This window comes from Cupriavidus sp. 05L310 (assembly GCF_056398185.1).
In genome coordinates, this window is record NZ_JBFTOX010000026.1 from 84,778 (window position 1) to 108,069 (window position 23,292).

At 63.7% G+C, this 23,292-nt stretch carries 18 protein-coding genes and 1 tRNA gene; 12 read left to right on the top strand and 7 right to left on the bottom strand.

Translation table 11 applies throughout. The annotated features are described in order from the left end of the window. Nucleotides 1–50: 50 nt before the first annotated feature. Together AC1DS6_RS19775 and AC1DS6_RS19780 are read right to left on the bottom strand one after the other, a co-directional pair. Entirely contained in the window at nucleotides 51–899 is an 849-nt protein-coding gene (locus AC1DS6_RS19775) for a TauD/TfdA dioxygenase family protein (RefSeq protein WP_441626728.1), read from the bottom strand. A 154-nt stretch (nucleotides 900–1,053) separates the two neighbouring features. Then, nucleotides 1,054–1,653, bottom strand: a complete 600-nt coding sequence (locus tag AC1DS6_RS19780; RefSeq protein WP_441626730.1) for an RBBP9/YdeN family alpha/beta hydrolase — start codon at nucleotides 1,651–1,653, stop codon at nucleotides 1,054–1,056. 213 nt (nucleotides 1,654–1,866) lie between these two features. Between AC1DS6_RS19780 and AC1DS6_RS19785 the strand changes: the two genes are divergently transcribed. Together AC1DS6_RS19785 and AC1DS6_RS19790 are read left to right on the top strand one after the other, a co-directional pair. After that, complete coding sequence (locus AC1DS6_RS19785; protein ID WP_441626732.1) at nucleotides 1,867–2,904, top strand: AraC family transcriptional regulator; 1,038 nt, start codon at nucleotides 1,867–1,869, stop codon at nucleotides 2,902–2,904. Nucleotides 2,905–3,079: 175 nt separating this feature from the next. Then, entirely contained in the window at nucleotides 3,080–4,132 is a 1,053-nt protein-coding gene (locus AC1DS6_RS19790) for a phytoene/squalene synthase family protein (protein ID WP_441626734.1), read from the top strand. A gap of 44 nt (nucleotides 4,133–4,176) precedes the next feature. On the opposite strand, the gene AC1DS6_RS19795 is transcribed toward AC1DS6_RS19790, so the two are convergent. The 4 genes from AC1DS6_RS19795 to AC1DS6_RS19810 all read right to left on the bottom strand — a co-directional run bounded on the left by AC1DS6_RS19795 (nucleotide 4,177) and on the right by AC1DS6_RS19810 (nucleotide 8,904). Beyond that, nucleotides 4,177–5,601, bottom strand: coding sequence for an amidase (locus AC1DS6_RS19795; RefSeq protein WP_477102965.1), 1,425 nt, complete (start codon nucleotides 5,599–5,601; stop codon nucleotides 4,177–4,179). 78 nt (nucleotides 5,602–5,679) lie between these two features. Next, the gene (locus AC1DS6_RS19800) at nucleotides 5,680–6,177 is read right to left on the bottom strand and encodes a MarR family winged helix-turn-helix transcriptional regulator (RefSeq protein WP_477102966.1); all 498 of its coding nucleotides are present in this window, start codon (nucleotides 6,175–6,177) and stop codon (nucleotides 5,680–5,682) included. A gap of 188 nt (nucleotides 6,178–6,365) precedes the next feature. Continuing rightward, nucleotides 6,366–6,452, bottom strand: a tRNA-Leu gene (locus tag AC1DS6_RS19805). Between the two features lie 214 nt (nucleotides 6,453–6,666). Further along, nucleotides 6,667–8,904 (bottom strand): NADP-dependent isocitrate dehydrogenase, encoded by a 2,238-nt coding sequence (locus tag AC1DS6_RS19810; RefSeq protein ID WP_477102967.1) that lies wholly within the window; start codon nucleotides 8,902–8,904, stop codon nucleotides 6,667–6,669. A 356-nt stretch (nucleotides 8,905–9,260) separates the two neighbouring features. Between AC1DS6_RS19810 and AC1DS6_RS19815 the strand changes: the two genes are divergently transcribed. From AC1DS6_RS19815 to AC1DS6_RS19840, 6 genes are all read left to right on the top strand, one after another. Next, nucleotides 9,261–10,037, top strand: coding sequence for a FadR/GntR family transcriptional regulator (locus AC1DS6_RS19815; protein ID WP_441626742.1), 777 nt, complete (start codon nucleotides 9,261–9,263; stop codon nucleotides 10,035–10,037). Nucleotides 10,038–10,149: 112 nt separating this feature from the next. Beyond that, the gene (locus AC1DS6_RS19820) at nucleotides 10,150–11,559 is read left to right on the top strand and encodes an amidase family protein (RefSeq protein WP_441626744.1); all 1,410 of its coding nucleotides are present in this window, start codon (nucleotides 10,150–10,152) and stop codon (nucleotides 11,557–11,559) included. A gap of 30 nt (nucleotides 11,560–11,589) precedes the next feature. After that, nucleotides 11,590–12,594, top strand: a complete 1,005-nt coding sequence (locus tag AC1DS6_RS19825; RefSeq protein ID WP_441626746.1) for a Bug family tripartite tricarboxylate transporter substrate binding protein — start codon at nucleotides 11,590–11,592, stop codon at nucleotides 12,592–12,594. 479 nt (nucleotides 12,595–13,073) lie between these two features. Beyond that, a complete protein-coding gene (locus tag AC1DS6_RS19830; protein ID WP_441626748.1) occupies nucleotides 13,074–14,483 on the top strand; it encodes an MFS transporter in 1,410 nt (469 codons plus the stop codon). 108 nt (nucleotides 14,484–14,591) lie between these two features. After that, nucleotides 14,592–15,650, top strand: a complete 1,059-nt coding sequence (locus tag AC1DS6_RS19835) for a porin (RefSeq protein WP_477102968.1) — start codon at nucleotides 14,592–14,594, stop codon at nucleotides 15,648–15,650. 148 nt (nucleotides 15,651–15,798) lie between these two features. Next, nucleotides 15,799–16,758 (top strand): AEC family transporter, encoded by a 960-nt coding sequence (locus AC1DS6_RS19840; RefSeq protein WP_441626752.1) that lies wholly within the window; start codon nucleotides 15,799–15,801, stop codon nucleotides 16,756–16,758. Nucleotides 16,759–17,037: 279 nt separating this feature from the next. On the opposite strand, the gene AC1DS6_RS19845 is transcribed toward AC1DS6_RS19840, so the two are convergent. After that, on the bottom strand, nucleotides 17,038–17,817 hold the full coding sequence (locus tag AC1DS6_RS19845) for an IclR family transcriptional regulator (RefSeq protein WP_035873727.1): 780 nt from the start codon (nucleotides 17,815–17,817) through the stop codon (nucleotides 17,038–17,040). 242 nt (nucleotides 17,818–18,059) lie between these two features. On the opposite strand from AC1DS6_RS19845, the gene AC1DS6_RS19850 reads away from it, so the two are divergent. From AC1DS6_RS19850 to AC1DS6_RS19865, 4 genes are all read left to right on the top strand, one after another. Beyond that, nucleotides 18,060–19,394 (top strand): MFS transporter, encoded by a 1,335-nt coding sequence (locus AC1DS6_RS19850; RefSeq protein ID WP_477102969.1) that lies wholly within the window; start codon nucleotides 18,060–18,062, stop codon nucleotides 19,392–19,394. A 39-nt stretch (nucleotides 19,395–19,433) separates the two neighbouring features. Further along, on the top strand, nucleotides 19,434–19,874 hold the full coding sequence (locus tag AC1DS6_RS19855; protein WP_428180835.1) for a type II 3-dehydroquinate dehydratase: 441 nt from the start codon (nucleotides 19,434–19,436) through the stop codon (nucleotides 19,872–19,874). A gap of 70 nt (nucleotides 19,875–19,944) precedes the next feature. Continuing rightward, entirely contained in the window at nucleotides 19,945–20,364 is a 420-nt protein-coding gene (locus tag AC1DS6_RS19860) for a hypothetical protein (RefSeq protein WP_441626758.1), read from the top strand. A 468-nt stretch (nucleotides 20,365–20,832) separates the two neighbouring features. Then, nucleotides 20,833–23,262 (top strand): DUF3772 domain-containing protein, encoded by a 2,430-nt coding sequence (locus tag AC1DS6_RS19865; RefSeq protein WP_477102970.1) that lies wholly within the window; start codon nucleotides 20,833–20,835, stop codon nucleotides 23,260–23,262. Nucleotides 23,263–23,292 lie beyond the last annotated feature (30 nt).

Here is a 23,292-nt window from a genome sequence, read left to right on the forward strand (position 1 = left end):
TCTCCTGGGTGGGAAAGGAAGAAAGGCGATAGGGTTGGCGGGAGTGAGAGTCAGAACACCTTGTCGCCGACGATGCCGGCGCGCTCCATCTTGCGATGGCAGGGCGGGTAGTCCATCACGGCGTAGTGCTGCGTCGAGCGGTTGTCCCAGATGGCGATGCTGTTCGGCTTCCAGCGCCAGCGCACCTGGTACTCGGGGATCAAGGCCTGGCCGATCAGGTACTGCAGCAGCGCCGATCCGCCTTGCGTGAAGTCCTGGCCGTAGCGCACGTTGGCCGACGTGTGGAAGTTCGAGAAATGGGTGGCGAAGCCGTTGACGAACAGCACCTTCTCGCCGGTCTCGGGATGGGTGCGCACCACGGGATGTTCGGCATCCGGGTACTGGGCCTTGAGTGCCAGGCGCTTCTCGATCGGCATGGCCGCACCGAACGTGGCTTCGATGCTGTGCCGCGCACGCAGGCCAGCGATCTGGATCTTGACCTGCTCGGGCAGCTTGTCGTAGGCCAGCGCCATATTGGCCCACATGGTGTCTCCGCCCACCGGCGGGCATTCCACGCAGCGCAGCACGCAGCCCATTGGCGGCGACTCGCGCCACGTGGCGTCGCAGTGCCAGCCGTTCTCGTAGCGGTCGTTGGGGGCGTCCGGCGACTTGTAGATGCGCACCAGGCCCGGGTGATCCGGGTCGCTGCCGGCCACGGGGTGGTCCTCGAGTTCGCCGAAGCGGCGCGCGAAGCCCACATGCTCATCGCGCGTGATGTCCTGGTCGCGCAGGAACAGCACCTTGTGCCTGAGCAGCGCGGCCCTGATCTCGGCGAACAGGCCATCGTCGTGCACGGCGTCTGCCAGGTTCACGTTTACGAGCTCGGCACCTATGGCGCATGTCAACGGTTCGATATGCATGGCTTGTCTCCTTGTTTTCTTGTTCAGATCACCAGGACGAACGATCCCGTGGTCTTGCGGGACTCGAGGTCGCGGTGAGCATGGCCGCTACATGCGGCGCGTAGCACTGGTCGGGCCGCTCTTGCGTTGAGAGCTGCCGCTGATGCTTGCCTGGTCAGCGGTACAACGTGGACTCGGCGCTGTTCGAGAGACGCCCGGCGTCAAGCCGCTCGATCAACTGCGTGGCCATCGGCCAGGGGCCATAGCCAGATGCCGGGTTCAGATGACCGACCTCGCCCAGGTCCACCGTGTCACTGCCCCAGGCCCGCGCGAGTTCGATCACCCTCGGCAGTTCGCCCAGCGGATCGTTCTGGCTGGTAGCAACCAGGCTGGGAAACGGAAGCCGCTGGCGTGGGACCGGGAGCCAGCCACTAGCGTGGATCGCGGACAATGTCGGGTAGCCTTCCGGCATGGGGCGCTCAAAGTCAGGCGGACACGCCAGCAATGCGCCCTGGATGCGTGCCGCGTGTGCGGTTGTCAGGGCCCAGTGGGCAAGCATGATGCAGCCCCCGCTGTGGGCGACCAGCAGTACAGGACCGCCAATGTCTGCCACCGCCTGCTCAATGGCCGCGACACGGCGAGAGCAGTCCAGGTTTTCGCGCCCCATTGGCGGCACTGTGCGGGCATTGGGCAGTCGCTCGGCCAGCAATGTCTGCCAATGCCCGGCAACCTGGTCACGCAGGCCGGGGACGATAAGCACAGTGGATGTTGTCATGATCGAATTCGATTTGAGGTGATGCTGCGACTCGGGTCTGTCAACAGCTGGCTTTTGCGCATGAGGTCCAGCGTAAAGACTGAAGCCACGCTGCGCTCCATTGACCCCGCCCCGCCGGGCATCGGGGATCAGATGCACATCAGAAGACTATCGCTGCAAGATCGAATGTGATGTATTATTTGGGACATTCAATATCTAAATTGGGACATCCCCATGCCCAGTTACACGCCCTTGATCCGAAGCGCCAGTCTTACCGGCTACACGGAACTGGCGCGCCACCATGGACTCAACCCTGAGGCGATGCTGCGCAAGGTGGGGTTGAGTCCCCGGAGCCTTCTCGACCCCGATATGCCGGTCAGTACCATGGCGGTACGCCAGCTGCTTGAGGACAGTGCTTTGATGGCAGGCGTGGAAGACTTCGGCTTGCAACTGGCCATGGACCGGCGGCTGGCCAACCTGGGCCCGATCAGTTTCGTGATGCGCGAAGCGCCGAATGCCCGGCAGGCGCTGGACAACCTGTGTCGCTATATGCGCCTGATCAATGCGTCGCTGTTGACTCGCATCGAAGACTTCGGCGACGCCGTATTGATTCGCGAAGAGATCCTGGCCACCGGCAAGCACCCGGTGCGGCAGTCCATTGAAATGGCCGTGGGCGTGCTATACCGCACGATCCAGGAACTATTGGGGCCAGCCTGGCGGCCCCGAAGCGTCTGTTTCGAGCATCGTCAACCGCACGGTGCCACGTGTCACAAAGCGTTGTTCGGCGCGGCGGTTGAGTTCAATGCAAGTTTCAATGGCATCGTCTGTGCCGCAAAGGACCTCGCCGCGCCCATGCCGGCCAATGACTACCGCATGACGCCATATGTCCGTCGCTTTCTCGATCAGGCCCTGTCTGGATCCGATGAAAGTGCGACGCACACCGTACGGCAGGTCGTGGTTGCCATGTTGCCCGGGGGCAGGTGTACATCGGACCAGGTGGCAAAGCACCTTGGCGTGGATCGCCGGACTTTGCATCGCCATCTCGCCGCGGAAGGCACGGGCTTTTTGTCGCTGCTCCAGTCGGTCCGGTCTGAACTCGCCGCCCGCCAGATCCTCGACAGCGATCGTTCCCTCGCCGAACTCGCCGATCTGCTCGGCTTCTCGAGTCCCAGCGCTTTCGCTTTCTGGTTCAGGAAACATTTTGGCATGACGGTTTCGAGCTGGAAGCAAACTTCACAGGCTGCCGCAAATGCACCGCCGCAACGTGGCTGATCTGTGTCCCCTCACTGCCATCTCCGCACCGAGGCAATTGACGGCGCAGAGAGTCGATGAGAAAAAGCGCCGATCCGCCTTGGATGGCCACTCGATACGCATCACCGCCGCGGCATCGTTGCCGGATACAATTCGGCAGCGCCTGACCTGTCCAATACCGACCTGACCCCAATCCATGCCTAACCCCACCCGGGCCTTCCTCCTCGGCCCGCTACTGAAAGGCGTTTCACGTTCTTTCTACCTGACGCTGCGCGTGCTGCCCGCCGGGATGCGCGATCCCGTTGGCCTGGCGTATCTGCTGGCCCGCGCCGCGGACACGATCGCCGACACTTCGCTCATTCCGCCGCGGCAACGGCTGGATCTGCTCCTGTCGCTGCGCGATCAGGTCAACGGCGCCGCGGACGACGGGACGTTCCTGCGACGCATGGCGGTGGAAGTCGCGGGGCAGCAGACGCAGTCCGACGAGAAGGTCCTGCTCGAGTCGCTGGGGCCCGCGCTGTCGATATTGTCCCAGTTGAGCGAGTCCGACCGGGCGGCGGTACGCGAGATCGTGACGACCCTGACGACGGGCATGGAATTTGATCTCCGTACCTTCCCCGACGAATGCTCCGGGCAGATCGTCGCGCTTCGCGAACCGGAAGAGCTTGACCGGTACACCTACCTGGTTGCGGGATGCGTGGGGGAATTCTGGACCAAGATGACCTATGCGCACATGCCGGGAACACTCAAGGGTAGCCCGGAGACCATGCTGCACCGTGGCGTGCGCTTCGGAAAGGCACTGCAGTTGACGAACGTCCTGCGTGACTGCGGCAAGGACCTGCGCATTGGCCGCTGCTATCTGCCAGCCACGATGCTGGACCGGTTTGGATTGACGCCGCAAGATCTCTTGCTGCCGGCCAACGCCCTGCGCGCCCAACCGCTGCTGTTCGAGCTGATCCGCGAAACGCTGGATCACTTCCGGGAGGCGGTTGAATACACGCTCGCCATCCCGGCGTTCTCCATCCGGTTGCGGCTGGCGTGCCTGTGGCCGGTCCTCATCGGCCTGGAAACCCTGCTGCTGCTCGTCAACAACGACGATTGGCTCGACCCCGGAAAAGTCTCCAAGGTACGACGCAACAAGGTGTACCAGATCGTGGCGGCATCGGTGCCGCTGGTGGTCTCCGACAAACTGCTGCGTTCCTGGGTTGACGGGCTCACTGGAAAGATCGAAGCCCGGCTGGGTAGCTGACGGAACGCCGCCTCACCGGGCGACGTCCTCGCTGCCCGACGCGCTCAGGCTGCCGTCCGCGGCGGTTGCGGCCAGGGCCGCTGCGCGGGACGCATCTCCTCCCAGGCCCTGGCCATCTGCAGGACGCCCAGATCGTCGAAACGCCGTCCGGCAATCTGCAGGCCGATGGGCATGCCATCCGCCGCGTACCCGCAATTGACGGATGCCGCGGGCTGCTCGGAGAAGTTGTAGACGATCGTGAAGCTTGCCTGGTGAATCGGCTCGACGCCCTCGTATTCCACATGCGTCTGTTCCGCGCCAAACGCAGGCCGCGGGAAAACGGGCGAGAGCACATAGTCGAAATCGCGCGTGGCGGCCACGGTCGCCGCGCGCAGCGCCAGGCCTTGGGCGTGCGCCTTGTATAGCTGCTCGGCGCTGACCTCCTGGCTCTTTTGCACCGCCCACTGGATAGCTGGCGACGCCTTTCCGCGCCGCGCTTCGGGCAGCGCGGAAAGGTCCATGCGTGTGCGCATGGCCCAGAAGCGGCTGATACCTTCGAGCATGCCCGGCCCGATCCACGGCCGGATCGGTTCGACGACCGCGCCGGCCGCTTCGAATGCCCTGGCCGCCCTCTCCACCGCTTCGCGCACATCCGGATCGAGCGGGATGCCGCAGTCGAGCTCAAGCCACAAGCCGATGCGCAGGCCCTTGAGGCTGCGATCCAGCCGGTTCCACTCGATAGCCTGGTAGGGCAAGCTCATATGGTCGCGCGCATCGGGCTGCGACAGCACGCGCATCATGAGCGCGGCATCCGCCACGGTGCGCGTCATCGGACCGGCGGCGCGCGCCGCATAAGGCGGATCGATCGGAATGCGGCCAAGGCTCGGCTTGAGCCCGAAGATGCCGCAGAAACCGGCCGGCCCGCGCACCGAGCCACCGATGTCCGTGCCGACATGCAGGGGACCATAGCCGGCCGCCGCTGCCGCGCCCGCGCCCGAACTGGAGCCGCCCGTATTCCGGCTGAGGTCCCATGGATTGCGCGTCAGCGGGTGAAAGCTGGACATGGCCGCGCCAAGCATGCCGAGGTCCGGCATCGTGGTCTTGCAGAGGAACACAGCCCCGGCTTCACGCAAGCGCGCCGCCGGGGGCGCATCCTTCGCGGCCGGGACCAGCTCGGTCGCGGCGCAGCCCAGCGGGACGGGCACCCCTTGCGTGGCGATGTTCTCCTTGATCGTCACCGGCACGCCGTCCAGCGCCCCTTGCGGCGCGCCGCGCTGCCAGCGCGCCTCGGACTCGCGTGCCATCGCCAGCGCGCGCTGCGTGTCGAGGGCATAGGCCGCATGGATATGCGGCTCCCATGCTTCCATTTGCGACAGCACGGCCTGGGTCACCTCCACTGGCGATAACGCCTTGCGGGCATAGAGGTCGAGCAGCGTCGTGGCGCTCAGCGCATTAAGGGCGGTTGTCTCGTTTGTCTCGTTGATTGTCATTGGGTCATCCATCGGTGAAGGTGCATCAGTGCATCAGCCAGCACCGGATTCGCAACCCCGGCACGGGAAACCAAGAATCTATGCGGCCCGCTTGGGCTTGACCCTGGCCGCGCCTTCATGGCCGGCGTCCCTCGCACGGTGCTCGAGCGTATCGGTCAGCTTGTCGATGCAGCGATTGAACGTCTTGAGCTCCGCCTCGGTCAGCGTGGCCAGCAATGCCTTCTCCAGCGTATTGCCGCGCTCGTAGGTTCGCTTCACCATGCTCTCGCCCTCCGCGCTCAGGAACAGATTGATCTGCCGGGCATCGAGTTCGCCGATCTGCCGGCTCAGCAGCCCTTGCCGCACCAGCGCGCTGACCAGCTTCGACACCTGTGTCTTTTCGAGCAAGGAGAGTTCGATGAGCCGGCTCAGGGTCAGCCCCGGCTCCAGCGCAACCAGGCGAAGCACGCGCAGGTCCCGCACCGTGACGCCGAACTCGTTTTCGTAGAACTGCGAACCTGCCGCCTTGCTCAGCTCGCTCAGCCGATCGAGTCGGAACGACAGGTATTCGAGGATGGGGTGGTCGGAGGATGGCATGGCAGGCTTCGGAGAATTAGTCGATATCGACAACAGATTCTCGTTGCAATAGTTGCTTCGTGCAACTAAGAACAAATACCTAGGCCTTTGCCTTGACGCGACAAGGGGTCGCCTTTCACCTCTCGCCTTTCGACGCGAAGCACCAAAGCAAAAGGCCTGCACGAATGCAGGCCTTTTGCTTTCTATCTTGGTGCCCAGGAGAGGACTCGAACCTCCACAGTGTTGCCACCGCTAGGACCTGAACCTAGTGCGTCTACCAATTTCGCCACCTGGGCTAGGTGAGGAGGCGCATTTTACCTAACGGATCGGAATTTGCAAGTGCTCCGCATAGCGAACCGGAAGAAAAACATCGCCTTGCCCCGAAGCGCATCGTGCAACTGCTGCCATCAACGGGACGATCAGCAAAATCCCTCCCGGCCATGGGCCGGAAGGGAGCGGTCAGGGATAGCGCAGGTACAACCCGCCCCGACCGGAGGCAGCGGAACTTCCTTAAGCCTGCGCAGCCGCCAGCGCCGCGTTCAGCGTCTTGCTCGGGCGCATCACGGCATCCAGCTTCGCGAAGTCGGGCTTGTAGTAACCGCCGATGTCCGCTTCCTTGCCTTGCACGGCCGACAGTTCCGCCACGATGGCCTGCTCGTTGTCGCTCAGTTGCTTGGCCAGCGGCGCGAACTGCGCGGCCAGGGCTGCATCTTCGGTTTGCGCCGCGAGTTGCTGGGCCCAGTACATGGCCAGGTAGAACTGGCTGCCGCGGTTGTCCAGTTGCCCCGTCTTGGGCGACGGGTTCTTGTTGTTCTCCAGCAGCTGGCCGGTGGCGGCATCCAGCGTCTTGGCCAGGATCTTGGCCTTGGCGTTGCTGGTCTTGATGCCCAGGTCTTCAAGCGACACGGCCAGCGCCAGGAATTCACCCAGCGAGTCCCAGCGCAGGTGGTTTTCTTCCACCAGTTGCTTGACGTGCTTGGGCGCCGAGCCGCCCGCACCGGTTTCGTACATGCCGCCACCGGCCATCAGCGGGACGATGGAGAGCATCTTGGCGCTGGTGCCCAGTTCCATGATGGGGAACAGGTCGGTCAGGTAGTCGCGCAGGATGTTGCCGGTGACCGAGATGGTGTCCAGGCCGCGGATGACGCGTTCCAGCGTGTAGCGCATGGCGCGCACCTGCGACATGATCTGGATGTCCAGGCCGGTGGTGTCGTGATCCTTCAGGTAGGTCTCGACCTTCTTGATCATCTCGGCTTCGTGCGGACGGTACGGGTCCAGCCAGAAGATCGCCGGCATGCCGGAGTTGCGGGCGCGGGTAACGGCCAGCTTGACCCAGTCGCGGATCGGCGCGTCCTTGACCTGGCACATGCGCCAGATGTCGCCCTCTTCCACGTTCTGCACCAGCAGCACTTCGCCCGTGGCGATGTCCACGATGCGGGCTTCGCCGGCTTCGGGCACTTCAAAGGTCTTGTCGTGCGAGCCGTATTCCTCGGCCTGCTGGGCCATCAGGCCGACGTTGGGCACGGTGCCCATGGTGACCGGGTCGAAGTTGCCGTTGGTCTTGCAGAAATTGATGATTTCCTGGTAGATGCGGGCGAACGTGCTTTCCGGGATCACGGCCTTGGTGTCCTTCGGGCGGCCGTCGGCGCCCCACATCTTGCCGCCGATACGGATCATGGCCGGCATCGAGGCGTCCACGATCACGTCATTGGGGGCGTGCAGGTTGGAGATGCCCTTGGCCGAATCCACCATCGCCAGTTCCGGGCGATGCTCGTGGCAGGCGTGCATGTCGCGGATGATTTCCTCGCGCTTGGAGCTGGGCAGGCTTTCCAGCTTGTCGTACAGGTTGACCAGGCCGTTGTTGACGTTCACGCCCAGTTCGTCGAACAGCGCGCCGTGCTTGGCAAAGGCTTCCTTGTAGAAGATCTTCACGGCGTGGCCGAACACGATGGGGTGCGAGACCTTCATCATCGTGGCCTTCACGTGCAGCGACAGCATGACGCCGGTCTTGCGCGCGTCTTCCATCTGCTCTTCGTAGAAGTCGCACAGCGCCTTCTTGCTCATGAACATGCTGTCGATGATCTCGCCGTCCAGCAGCGAAACCTTGGGCTTCAGCACGATGGTCTTGCCGCTCTTGGTGACCAGCTCCATCTTCACGTCGCGGGCGCGGTCCAGGGTCATGGACTTTTCACCGTGGTAGAAGTCGCCGTGCTTCATGTGCGCCACGTGGGTACGCGAAGCCATGCTCCACTCGCCCATGCTGTGCGGGTTCTTGCGGGCGTAATTCTTCACGGCGGCCGGTGCGCGGCGATCCGAGTTGCCTTCGCGCAGCACGGGGTTCACGGCGCTTCCCAGGCACTTGGAGTAGCGCTGGCGGATGGCCTTCTCGGCATCGGTCTTCGGGTCTTCCGGGAAGTCAGGCACGTTGTAGCCCTTGGCCTGGAGTTCCTTGATGGCGCCGACCAGCTGGTGCACCGAAGCACTGATGTTGGGCAGCTTGATGATGTTGGTGTCCGGCAGCAGGGTCAGGCGGCCCAGTTCAGCCAGGTTGTCCGGGACGCGCTGCGCTTCGGTCAGGAATTCCGGGAATTCGCCCAGGATACGGCCCGCCACCGAAATATCGCTGGTGGTGACGTCGATCCCGGCCGGCGCGGTAAAGGTGCGGATGATCGGCAGGAAGGCGCTGGTCGCCAGCAGCGGCGCCTCGTCGGTCAGCGTGTAGATGATGGTGGGTTGCTGGGTACTCATTGCTTCTCTCAGGGTCAAGAAATGGGTTGGAGAACGCCACCGGCTGGGTCGCAGCCCGGCAGTAACGTCGAATTTTGCCTGATTTTGCTTCAGGGGGCTCAAACACGGGATGGCTTTTTGCATTATGAAATGCACAAAACACGCTTTGCCTGCCCGGCTGGTATCCCGCTACGGCCTATCCCGGCTGCCTTGCGCGCCGCCAGGGGACTCGCCATCGGCCTTCGGCCAGCCAGCCACCTCCTGCGCCGCCTCCACGAAGGCGCGATGCCCGCAAGCCACCGCCCCGGGAATACCCGCATAGGAAAAATCGGGCCGCTGACCAATTATGATAATTATGATCATAAATAGAGTCAGCAATGCCTCACGCCCCCAAGCCCGGGTTATCCGGCAGCAAGCGCGTAAAGCGCGTCGATCAGGTAGTCAACGGTATCAAGCGCTGGATTGTCCAGACGCACCAGAAAGTGGGCGGCAAGTTGCCGCAGGAGGCGGCGCTGATCGAGCAGATGGGCGTCGGCCGCGGAACGGTGCGCGAAGCGCTGACCGCCTTGCAGGTGCAGGGCCTGGTCACCGTCACTACCGGGCCCAACGGAGGCGCCACGCTGACGCAGCCCTCCTACGTCCAGTGCCTGGAGGCTGTCTCCAACTTCCTCTACTTCCAGCCGGTCGATATCGCGACGCTATATGCCTTGCGCCGCGCGGTTGAGCCCGAACTGGCAGCCAATGTGGCATTGCGCCTGACCGAGGCCGACCTGGCCGATCTCGATGCGCTGATCGGCCTGAGCCATCCGGCGCATGGCGGCAGCGAGGACTGGAACGAGCGCCGCGAAGCGGATCTGCTCTTTCACGACCGGCTCGCCGATGCCTGCAGCAGCCCCATGCTGGCGCTGTTCTGCCGCCTGCTCAACGACATCATTCGCCGCGTGATCGTGGTACGCAACGCACAAGAGAGTTTCGACCGCTTCGACGACGAGATCGTCCACAGCCACACGGCCCTGATGGATGCATTCCGCGCGCGCGACGCCGACCGTGCCCGGGCACTCATGCAAGAGCATATGGCGCACGCCGAAGCCCTGGCCCTCGAAGCCGAGTCGCGGGTCGACCGGAGCAGCCTGCTGATCAGTCCGGGCGACTGACCTTGGCCGCGTGGGTCTCGCCCGCCGGCACCGCCCCCCTCCCCGCCATACTCCCATCAGCCGTCGGCCAATGGGGGCGGGATCGTTTTTGCTCTAATTTTTGGAGTCCCACGTGAAACCCCATGAAACGCTGTGGCGCTGGAGCGCCGTCGACATTGCCGCCGCGGTACGGCGGCGCGAGATATCCTGCCGCGAGGCCACGGCCAGCGCACTCGCTCGCATCGAACAGCTCAACCCGAGCCTCAACGCCCTGGCTGAAGTGCTGGCCGAGCAGGCCCTGGCCAGCGCCGATGCGGCCGACCAGATGACCGCGAGCGGAGCGCAACTCGGGCCGCTTCACGGCGTGCCCGTCACGATCAAGATCAATGTGGACCAGGCGGGCCATGCCACTACCAACGGCGTCATCCCGTTGCGGGAGAATATCGCGCGCGAAGACGCCCCGGTGGTTGCCAACTGGCGCAATGCCGGCGCCATCATCGTCGGGCGCAGCAACACGGCCACCTACTCGTCGCGCTGGTTCACCGACAACGGTCTGCACGGGCGCACGCTGAATCCCTGGAACCCGGATATCACGCCTGGCGGGTCCAGCGGTGGCGCCGCTGCCGCGGTGGCCTGCGGCATGGGCGCACTGGCACATGGCAATGACATCGGTGGCTCCATCCGTTATCCGGCGTATGCCTGCGGCGTGCCTGGCCTGCGGCCCACGACAGGCCGGGTACCCGCGTACAACCCCACTGCCAGCGTCGAGCGCGGCATCACACCGCAACTCATGTCGGTGCAGGGACCATTGGCACGCAACATGGCCGACCTGCGGCTTGGATATCACGCGATGGCGCGCCATGACGCGCGTGACCCCAGTTGGGTGCCGGTACCGCTGGAACTGCCGCCGCCAACGGGCCCTATCCGCGTGGCGCTGTTCAAACGCTGCCCCGGCATCCCCATCGATCCAGCAATCAGCGAAGCGTTGGACAGCGCGGCGCATTGGCTGCAGCAGGCCGGCTACGCCGTCGAGGAAGCCGCGCTGCCGGACTTTGTGGAAGCTGCCGCCCTGTGGCGCACGCTGACGACTGACGACAGCCGCCGGAATATCGTCGCGGGCGTGGAACAACATGGCGACGACGCCATGCGGCGCAGCCAGCGCAACATGCTGGCGGGCATGCCGGAGACCGACCGCGACGGCTTCCTCGATGCACTGGCCCGGCGCCAGGCACTGGGCCGCAACTGGTCGGTCTTTCTGCATGAATATCCGCTGGTGTTGATGCCGGTGTCATGGCAGCGCCCATGCCCGCAGGACGCCGATATCGGCACGCTGGAACAAACCCACGCCCTGCTTGACGCCCAAAGCCCGCTGCTAGCCACTGCCATGCTGGGCGTGCCGGGCCTCTCGGTGCCCACAGGCATGGCCGGCGGCGTACCCGTCGGCGTGCAACTGCTGGCCTGGCGCTTCCGGGAGGATCTGCTGCTGCAGGCAGGCCAGGTCATAGAAGACGCCGCGCGCTTCACCCCGTTCACCGCCCGATAACAACCCCCGCAATCAAAACAGGAGACTCCCATGAACGAACGCAACCCGACTTCCCCTGCGCGGTTTTCGCGCCGGGCCATGCTGGCCGGCACCGCCGCCGCCCTGTGCACCGGCAGCCTGATCTCGCGCGCCGCATGGGGGCAATCCGTGTCTCGCATCATCGTGCCATTCCCGGCCGGGGGACCAGCCGATTTCATGGGCCGTCTGCTGGCCGAGAAACTCAAGGAAACGCTTGGCCGGACCGTCATCGTCGACAACCGGCCCGGTGCCGGCACCCGCGTGGCGGCGGAGGTATTGAAGAACGCTCCGGCAGACGGCCATACCGTGCTGCTGGCGCCGGTCGATCCGATGTTCATCGGCCCGTTGATCTATAACAATATGCGTTTCAATCCCGCCACCGATTTCAGGGCGATCACCGACGTGGCCGGCGTTCAGTTTGGCCTGGCGGTCAATGCAAACTCTCCGGCCAGGACACTGGCCGAGTTTGTCCAGGCGGCCAGAGCCCGTCCCGCTGACCATTCGATCGGCATCAGCACGGTTGGTACCCTGCTCCACTTCCTCGCCGGGGAATTCGTGGCCCAGTCCCGTACCGGCAGCACCCTGGTGCCCTATCGCGGAGGCGGCGCCCTGGTGACGGACTTGATGGGAAACCAGATTGCGGCGGGCATGGACGCGACGACCTCGTTCATGGAGTACCACCGCGCCGGCAAGCTCCGCGTGCTGGCGGTGGCCGGCGACAAGCGCGCGGATGCCCTCCCCGACGTGCCCACCTTTGCGGAATCCGGATTTCCAAACCTGGTGACCTCGTCGCGCTACCTGCTGTACGTGCGCGCCAACACCGCGCCCGAGGTGTCCGCGCAGTGGTACCAGGCCGCGCGCAAGGTGCTGGCCATGCCCGATGTCCGCGAGAAGCTGGGCCGCACCGGTTATGACTTGCTGCCTGGCGGTACGGCTGACGAAGTCGCCAAGTATGCGAACGCGCTTGCCGCTCGCTGGACGCCGGTCATCAAGGCATCCGGCTTCAAAGGCGACTAAGTCCTGGAGACGCCAGCGCGAGCCAGGGGCACGCGCTGGCGGCTATCCGTTGCGGAAAGCGGCGGTAGCGACAAGCGTGCCTCGCAGCCGGACACGCCTTTCCGCGATCACATTGACAATGAACGTGTTCGCGGTTTCTTCCCCCCTTTCACCGACGCTTCCCCGCCCACGGCGCATCGGCATCAGCCTCCAACTTGCCGCGCTTGATCTCCCGCCTCGCAGATACCGCGCAGCCAGCGGTTGGCGGCACCGTGGCGATCAGGTCGCTCGACTGGCGCTCAAGTGCTGTGCACACCTTGCCAGCGCTGTCGCCGCAGTTGACGCCGACGCATGTCCCGGAAAACCCCTCACGCTAGTAAAAACCCGACTTTCGGTCGTCTAACGCGCAAGTAGCGCGATTAGCGCGCAAATTGCGCGAATTGAGCTTGTCCGGGGCATGGCGATCGCTTAATTTTCAGGCACCAAATACAGGAGACAACATGGCTACCACCATCGACCGTGACACACACGGCGCACGCCAGACGAAGAAGGCGACCGCGAGCGGCTGGATCGGATCGGCGCTCGAATACTATGACTTCTTCATCTATGCGACGGCCGCGTCCCTGATCTTCCCGCAGATCTTCTTCCCCTCGGGCAACCCCAAGATCGCGATCGTCGCGTCGCTGGCAACTTACGGCGTCGGCTACATCGCACGGCCAATCGGCGCATTCTTCCTGGGCCACTGGGGCGACACCCACGGGCGCAAGACCGTGCTGGTCCTGTGCATGTTCCTGATGGGTTTCTCGACGATGGCGGTCGGCCTGCTGCCGACGTATCAGCAGGTCGGCATGCTTGCCCCTGTGCTGCTGGTCGTCCTTCGCCTCATCCAGGGTTTCGCGGTGGCCGGCGAGATTTCCGGCGCCAGTTCGATGATTCTCGAGCACGCCCCGTTCGGCCGACGCGGCTACTACGCCAGTTTCACGCTCCAGGGCGTGCAGGCCGGCCAGATCCTCGCCGCCGCGGTATTCCTGCCGCTGGCGTACTACATGCCCGCCGATGCCTTCAACGCATGGGGCTGGCGCATTCCCTTCCTGCTGAGCGCCTTCGTGCTTGTCGCCGGCTTTATCATCCGCCGCGAAGTCAATGAAACGCCTGCATTTGCCCAGGAAGCGAAGGGCAGCGCCGTGCCTCGCTCGCCGATCATCGAAGCCTTCAAATACAGCTGGAAGGACATGATCCGGGTGGTATGCGTTGCCCTGATGAACGTCATCCCGGTGGTCGCCACGGTGTTCGGCGCGGCTTACGCGGTGCAACCGGCTTATGGCATTGGCTTTGAAAAGAGCCTTTATCTGTGGATTCCGGTCGCGGGCAATATCCTCGCCGTGCTGGTCATTCCGTTTGTCGGCAACCTGTCCGACAAGATCGGCCGCCGGCCGCCGATCATCGTCGGAGCGCTGGGCTCGGGGCTGCTCTCGTTCGCTTACCTTTACGCCATCAGCATCCATAACGTGCCGCTGGCGATCGTCTCGTCGCTGCTGATGTGGGGCGTGGTCTACCAAGGCTATAACGCGGTGTTCCCGAGCTTCTACCCGGAGCTGTTCCCGACGCGCTCCCGCGTCTCGGCCATGGCTATTGCCCAAAACGCCGGCACCGCCATCACCGCCCTGCTTCCGGCGCTATTCGCCATGGCAGCGCCTCCGGGATCGGCCAATATCCCGCTCACCGTTGGCGCGATCACCCTGACCGTCACGATCATCGCGGCAATCGCCGCATGGAGCGCACGGGAAACCCATCGCATCCGCATGAGCGACCTCGGCGAGCCCGGCGCGGTCCCCATGGACAAGCGGGACTATGACCGCTTGCGGGAAGAGGCCATGGGCGAAGCGAAAGTGATCAAGGCACTCGCCTGAGGCAGCCTGCGACCCGCACTGCGGCGACTTATCAAGATGGATTAAAAGATATCAATAGATATTTATTGATATCAATAAATATCAAAAGCCAACCGGAGGAGTATCAATATGAAAAAAGCCGCCGCCCTGCTTATCCTGGGGAGCGCAGCATGGCCAGCATTCGCGCAGCAATGCGGCGTCACCCTGTATGGCCTGATCGACACCACGATTCGTTTCTCCACCCACGAGAACGCTGCCGGCAACAGCAAATGGCAAATGACCGACGGCGAACTGACCGGCAGCCGCTGGGGCCTGCGCGGCACCGAAGACCTGGGCAACAACCTGAAGGCCTTCTTCATCCTGGAGTCGGGCTTTAACCCCGATACCGGCATCAGCCAGCAAGGCGGCCGCCTCTTCGGACGCACAGCCGTGGTGGGACTGGATGGCGATTACGGCAAGCTCGCGCTGGGGCGGCAGTACACCCTCGCGCACGAGATCCTGTCCTCCTACGAGGCCATGGCCTTCGCCAACAACTCCATCGTCGGGTACCAGGGCGGCAATTACACCGGCCTGCGCTACGACAACACCATCAAGTACATCAAGTCCTTCGGCGGCCTGCAGGTGGCCGGCGCCTACACCTTCGGCGAAGTCGCCGGCAGTACCTCGGCCAGCAACGCCGCAGCCGGCTCGCTGGTCTACAGTTCCGGTCCCTTTGAGGTTGGCGCCGTCTACCAGGTCACGCACGATGTCTCCTCCGCCTTCTTTGGCGCCGTGCCCGCTTCGCAAGCCAGCAAGCAGACCGTCTGGGGCCTGGGCGGCACCTGGAAGGCCGCGCGCGCGCAGTATTACCTGGGCTATACCAACAACCGCCTCGATGTCGCGGACTACCGCAACAACGTCGGCTATGTGGGCACCCGCGTCAACCTCACCGAAGCCCTGAGCCTGATCGGAACCTTCCAGTACGACTGGCTCAAGCACGCCGGCGAAAGCGGCAAGCGCCTGACCACCGCGGCGATGCTGGACTACAACTTCAGCAAGCGGACCGACGTCTATATGGCAGTCGATTACACCCACCTGAGCGGCGCATGGATTCCGCTGAACAGTTCCCCCACCTTCATCAACAGCGGCAATACGTTCGGCAACAGCACACGGCTGGGCGTCATGGCCGGGATACGCCACAAGTTCTGAGCGCGGCCAGTGGCCCCTGCAGTTGCAAGAACAATAGCCGCAACGCCGCCAACCTGCCGTGGTTGCCCTCCCCGGCACCGCGGCATGATGGCCGCGTTGCGCGCGCCAGCGCACCAGCCTTGACGGACGTTTTTTCGGAAGCCACCTAATGCTCGACATCCTGGCCATCATCGCCCCGATCTATATCGCCATCCTGATCGGATACTCGATGACCCGCTCGGGGATCTTCGCCAAAGCCGACATGCGCGTTTTCGGCAGGTTCGTGATCAATCTGGCGTTGCCGGCGCTGCTGTTCCGGACGTTGTCGCAGCGGCAGCTTGGGGAGATCCTGAATGTCAGCTACCTGCTCGCCTATTGCCTCGGATCATGGGCAATGGTCGGCCTGGGCTATTTCTGGTGCCGGCGGGCTTCCGGGCTGAATCCGGCCACCAGCGCCTTCTACGCGATGGGCATGTCGTGCTCGAACAGCGGTTATGTCGGCTATCCCATCCTGCTGCTCACCCTTGCCCCTGTGGCCGGGGTATCGCTTGCGCTCAACATGACAGTGGAGAACCTGCTGGTCATCCCTTTCCTGCTCTGCATGGCCGAGAGCAGGCAAGGCGGCGCCGGGCAATGGCGTGCATTGGGCAAATCGCTGATGCGGATGGCCTATAACCCGCTGATTATCGGCTTGCTCGCGGGGCTCACCGTGTCGGTACTCGGATTGAAACTGCCCGGGCCGGTGATACGCACGGTCGATATGCTGGCAACTGCCTGTAGTGCCCTGTCCCTGTTTGTCATTGGCGGCACGCTGGTCGGGCTTCCCATGCGCGGACACGGCTCACGGATTGCGCCGATTGTTCTTGGCAAGCTGGTGCTGCATCCGTTGCTGGTTTTCGTGGCGATCACGATGGTGCCGATGCTCGGGCTTGGGGAGATCGAGCCTTCGCTGCGGATGGCGGCTGTGTTGATGGCGGCTATGCCAATGATGGGCATCTATGCGACGTTGGGGCAGGTCTATGGGCAGGAAGATTTCAGCGCAGTGACTTTGCTGGTGACCACGATTGTGTCGTTCTTTACGCTGAGCGGGTTGCTTTGGGCACTAGGAAAATACTGGAGCCTGGCGTGAAGACCGGATGGATGCCGGACCGTCGAGCCTGATATGGGGCAAGATCGATGGCATACGAGCGTTTGCGATGGGCAGCCTGATCGAGCAGTCAGCCGCCGTCGCGACATGCATAGGGGACGACGCCCGGGCCACGACATCCCAAGCGAAGAGGATATCGTCGAGGCTACGGATCGTCGCGATCCGTTCACGGACGGCACGCACAACTGAAACACTGCGCGAAGCGCAGGCGGCTTGATGGAAAACGGCGGGCTGCGGCCCGCCCCGTTTGCGCTTGCCCGGCTAGGAAGTCCGATTGAAAAGCGCGGAGGCGTGGCTAGCCGCGGCCAGTTCCGCAGCGGCACTAAGCAGTGCCGGGCCCAGCTCTTTCATGCGTGCCTCGCTGAGCCTGCTAAGGGGGCCCGCAATGCTGATCACCCCAATTGCGGGATACCCCCGGCGCTGGACGGGCGCCGCCATGGCCGTCATTGCCGGTGCGAACACTTCATTGATGGTGGCATAGCCGCGCTCCCGTGCCTTGTGGATGAAGCCCAGCAAGGCTTTGACGGTGGTTGGCGCATTGGGGCCATATTGTCTGGGCTGGCCGAAGCCTTGCTTCAGCACCAGTTCAAGGGCGCGTTCATCCGTCATGGTCTGCATCCAGGCATGTCCGGTTGCGCTGCAGGAAAGAATGGTGTCCATGCCCATGTCGGGGTCATACCGCAGCCCCCTCAGCGCCCCTTGCGCCTTGGCCACCCAGGTGAGGCGGTCCCCGTCGACGATGGCCAGGCGAACGAGTTCGCCCGACGTTTCCGCCAGCCGGTCCAGCCTTGTCTGGGCAATATCTACGATGCCGGAAGTCGCGAGAAAGCCCAGTCCCATCCCCACCAGCTTGGTCGTCAGTATGTAGTCGCCGTGGTCCCGCAACTGGCGCACATAGCCCGCGTTCTTGAGATCGACCAGCAGGCGATGGCACGCGCTGCGCGGGATATCGAGATCATCGGCGATGGCGGCCAGGGGAACGGCCTCGACTTGGGTACAAAGGTATTCGAGGATTCCAAGTGTGCGCAGTACGCCTGACATGGCGAGCTCCCTGCCAATGAAATATATAGTTTTTTACTATTCAACAAAAATACCAATACGTCAAGTTCGGAATGGCATTCCCAAACCGCTGCTAGCATGCATTCACCGCTCCAACCGGCACGAAGGGCAACGTTGTTGGACGGATTCAAACGGCACCGGATGGCAGCGCTGCATGCCATCCCCAGCAAGAGACGCTAGGAGACAAAATGACTGAAGAGACACCGCGCCACGCCGATGCGGCAATGCGCACGCGCGCCGTCGCAGCCGCCACCATTGGCACCGCACTAGAGTGGTTTGACTTCACGCTGTATGGGGCGTTGGCGGCTACGATTCTGCCCAAGCTGTTCTTTCCCGCGATGGAGCCGACATCCGCGCTCCTCGCATCGCTGGCCACGTTCGGTGTCGGCCTGGCGGCGCGGCCTCTGGGGGCGATCATTTGCGGCCATCTCGGCGATAAGCTGGGGCGCCGCAATCTGCTGCTGGGCACCGTCACGATCATGGGACTGTCCTCCGTGCTGATGGGCTTGCTGCCCACCTACACACAGATCGGCGTTTGGGCACCGGTGTTGCTGGTGCTGCTGCGCGTTCTGCAGGGCTTCGCGCTCGGCGGCGAATCGACCGGCGCTCAACTGATGGCAATCGAGCACGCCAGTCCGGACCGGCGCGGCAAGTATTCCGGTTTGCTGGGCCTGTGCTCGCCATTGAGCCAGATCCTTGCCAACGGCGTATTGCTTCTCCTCGCCTCCACGATGTCAGCGGAATCCTTCGAGTCCTACGGATGGCGCGTGCCGTTCCTGCTGAGCTTCGTCCTGGTGATCGTCGGCGTGTATATCCGCCTGAAGGTCAATGAAACGCCGGCATTCGTGGAACTCAGCAAGAACAGGGTGGCGCAAGCCGGCAATCCGCTGCGCGACGCGTTCCGGTTCCATTCAAAAACGGTGCTGCGCTGGATGCTCTTCTTTTGCGGACCCGCGGCGATTTTCTATCTCATTGTGGTGTTCTCGCTGAGCTACATCACCAAGACGCTCGCCGTGCCCAAGCAGACCGGCTTCCTGCTGCTGATGGGTGCCAACGTCTGCGCGATTTTCGGTGCACTGGCGGGCGGCATGCTTAGCGACAAGATCGGCCGCAAGAAGGCGCTGGCCATTGGCTCCGTTGCGACGCTGCTGATCCTGTTCGTCTACTTCCAGATCCTCGACACCAAGAGCTTCCTGCCGATGCTTGCCATCATGGGGCTTTTCCTCGGCTTCACCCAGTTCCAGAGCGGCATTCAGCCGGTCGCGTTCGCCGAAGCATTCCCGACCAATGTCCGCTACTCGGGATCCGCACTTGCCTACACGGGGGCAAACCTGATTGCCGGCGGTCCGATGCCCGTCGTTGCGGTGTGGCTCCTGTCAGTCTGCAACGGATCACCGTGGGGCGTCGTTGCGGTGTGCGTCGCGTTCAACCTCATCTCGCTGGCCATGATTCTGACGGCGCCCGAAACGCGTGGCATCGACCTGAACCGCGCGGAAGCGCCGAACGACATGGCCGATGGCGCTCCTTTCCTCTCAGTTGGCACCAGCCAGTCCCGCTAACCCACGACGCGCGCGGCCCCTGGCCGCGCGGCACAGACCATGACCGAACTCGTATATCTGCTGAACGGCTCCAATCTCAACATGCTGGGCAAGCGCGAGCCGCATCTGTATGGCACGACCACGCTTGCCGAGGTGCAACAACGCGTCGCCGGGCTGGCTGACGAATTGCGGATCGACTGCGATTTTCGTCAGACCAACAGCGAAGCCACGATGGTGGACTGGCTCCAGGAAGCCTTTGAAAAGAATGCCGCCGTGATCATCAATCCGGCCGGGTTTTCCTTTGCATCCGTACCTGTGCTTGATGCCGTCAAGCTGATTCAGCGGCCGGTCATTGAACTGCACATCACGAATATCCACGCGCGCGAAGAGACCCATCGCCATTCGATCATCTCGCGGGCGGCCACGGGCGTGATCTGCGGGCTTGGCGTTGCCGGCTACACATTGGCGCTTCGCGCCATGGCCGACGCATTGCGGAGCTAGTCCCCGGACTGGACATCGTGTTGCCGCGCCGCCATGATTCCATTGCGGCCAACCTCCACGGGAGCCAGCCATGACGTCCACGCTCCGACATGCCCTGTGCTTACTTCTCGGCACCTGCTGCCTCATCGTCGCCGCGTGCGGCGGGGGCGGCGAGGTCGAAGTGACCGCCGGTGACGGCAAGCCCGGCACCCTCTCCATCATCATCTCGGGCCTGCCTGCGGGAACGCCCGCCAACGTTACGGTCACCGGCCCCGGCGGCTACCGGCAGACTGTGGGGCAATCGACGACCCTGGGGAACCTGCAAGCGGGCACCTATACCGTGACAGCGGCCAGTGTCACTAAAGGTTCGGTCTCGTTCAGGGCGCAACAACCCGTCCAGACGATGATGGTGGCGGCAGGTACCGCGCCTGTGGCTGGCGTGGTCTACGGCTCATCCGAAGTCACTCCCATGGCGCTGGACCAGATGGCCGACGGCCTTGTCATGCAGTGATTCCTGGCGAGCCAATATGCTGTTTGGCAAGCTCCGTTCCTGCGGACACCGGAAAAAACCGCACGATCGGGAGCGCCGGCATGCCTATGTATAATGCAGCTTCTTTAGGTCAAACCTCGGCCCACCGCCACCACCAGACTGGTCAGCGCGATGTGGCCTGCGCAAGCGATGAGTAAGCCAGTTCGGCCGCCAATCCGGCCCTGCTGCAGCGGCTTACCGCCCGCACGGCATCGTATCGCAGCGTCCCGCACTGACCGCCCAGTACCGGGCGTCCTCTCCGCCAGAGCAAGAGCACGCCGCCGAAATCGCGCCCCAGCCGTCTGATCGACTTCCCGTTTGATCGGCGCCGCGGCCGTCCAACATCCCGATCGTCGAGCCTGGCAACGCGCCGTCTGGCGAACCAGGGCCATCCACGGAAAAGTGCCCGATTGCTTGCCCGGCTAGCCGATCTGTAGCTTTTTTTGTCTTATGAGCAAACTCCCCAAGCTCGCGCTGAGCCTTGTGCTGATTGCGCTATTCCACCTGAGCCCGGCCGCGCTGCCGACAGCCGCCGCCGCCGATACCGTAAAAAGTACGGACGCCCAGCTCGCAACGTCACTTTCGCACGCCGAGGCCGTCGCTGAACTGAAGAGGCTCCAGACAGAACAGGACCGTATCAAACAGCTGGCGTCGGCCGCCACGAGCAGCACGCAGCTCGAAGGGCTTGACAATGACATCAAGCAACTGGCGGGCGACGTCGACAAGCTGACCGCGGCACTGCTGCCCGAGCGTGCGCAGTTGCAGGCACAGCTCGATGTGCTCGGCCCGGCGCCCGCCGCCGGAACGACGCCGGAAGCACCTGCCGTCGCGCAGCAGCGGGCCGAACTCAACGCGCGCAAGACGCAGCTGGACAACGGACTGAAACAGGCGGCCGACGACAAGGAGAACGTAGCCAACCTGACCGGGCAGATCGCCAAGCTGCAGCGCAGCCTGCTGAAGAACCAGCTGGCGCTGCGCTCGGACAGCATCCTGAGCGCGCAGTTCTGGATGCCGTTGTTCAAGCCGACACCGGAAGACCAGCAAAGGCTAAGTGCGTTCAGGGACCAGGTCGTCCCGTTGTGGCAACTGGCCTGGCAGCCGGGTCAGCAGGCTGTCACCACCCTCCTCGTACTCCTTGCGCTGGCTGTCTGGCTGATCGGCCGCCGGCTCATCGAGCGGGCTCTCGCGTGGTTCTGCCTGACGCGATTGCCGGAGTCCCGCCTGCGGCGCAGCGCGCTCGCACTGGCGACAGCCCTCGCGACCGTCGTGACGACGGCGGTCGCGGTACAGATCGTCTGCTTCGCCTTCACCCGATACTACGAGCCGCCGCCCCAGTTGCAAGACCTGATCAGCGAACTCGGAAAGCTGACGCTGACCAGCGCGCTGATTTCCGGCCTCGGCCGGGCGCTGCTATGCACGCGTCATCCGTCATGGCGCCTGCCGGCACTCGCCGATCGGGTCGCGCTGGCGATGAGCCCGTTCCCCGCTGTCCTCGCCGGCCTGTTGCTGCTGGCCGGCACGCTCGAGCAACTGAACCGGAGCGCCGATACCAGCCTGCAAGTCACGCTGTCGGGCCGCGGCCTTGTGTCGCTTGTCGTGGTCCTGGCAATCGGCGCGGCGCTGCTGCGCGCCAACCGCGTGCGCACCCTGCTCTGCGCGGCGGGAGAACAGCCCGAGGCGCGCTCCACGCTGGCCGGCATGATCCACGCTGGCGTGACGATTACGGTGATCGCATCGTTGTTCGCCCTGCTTATCGGCTATATCACTTTCGCGCGCTTCCTGACCTACGAACTCGTCTGGGTCGATATCGTCCTGTGTAGCCTGTATCTGCTGACGCAACTGACACGCGACGTCTGCGAGTGCGTTTTCTCGTTGCATCACTCGAGCGGCAAAGTCATCAAGCAGCTGTTCGGCCTGGGCGACAGCCATCTCGAGCAGGCGTCGACGGTGGTGTCGGGCATCGGCACGAGCCTGTTGCTGCTGGTCGCGGTCATTGCCTTGCTGACCGGCGGCTTCGGCACGACACCGAGCGATCTGTTGAACAGCCTGCTCACGGTGCTCGGCGGAGAAAAGCTGCGCCGCCTCAATATCATGCCCGATCGGATCCTCAGCGCCGCCATCGCGCTGTCGGTTGGCATCTACCTGCTGCGCTCGGTACGGCGCTGGCTGGATGCGGAGCTGTTGCCCAAGGTATGCATGGAGCCGGGCTTGCGGGTCTCGCTCGTCACGCTGTTCAGCAATATCGGCTACGTACTGATCGTATTGCTGACCTTGTCGCTGCTGGGCGTCAAATGGGACAACCTCGCGTGGATCGTCAGTGCGCTGTCGGTCGGGATTGGCTTCGGCCTGCAGGAGATCGTCAAGAACTTCGTGTCGGGGCTCATCCTTTTGACCGAGCGTCCGGTAAAGGTCGGCGACATGGTGAGCATCGGCGGCGTCGAGGGCGACATCCGGCGCATCAACGTGCGCGCGACGGAAATCCAGTTAGGCGACCGCTCCACCGTGATCGTGCCGAACTCGCAGCTGATATCGCAGAACCTGCGCAACGTGACGATGAGCAATAGCACGCAAGGTGTGGCGACGCTGCAGCTGACGTTCCCGTTGAACATCGACCCCGAGCATGTGCGCGATCTGCTGCTGGAGGCTTACCGCGAAAACATGGCGATACTCGAGAAGCCCGCGCCGTCCGTCACGTTCAGCCAGCTGGCATCGAACGGGATCACGCTGAGCGTGACGGGCTACGTAGGCAGCCCGCGGATCGCCACGGAAACAAAGAGCGACCTGCTGTTCGAGATCCTGAAGCGGCTGCGCGCGGCCGAGATCTCACTGTCGGTGCCACAAACGCTGAGAGTGCAAAACCTGCCCGCGCTGAACGCCTGATACCGCCGGCGCCATCGGCCATCGGCCTGC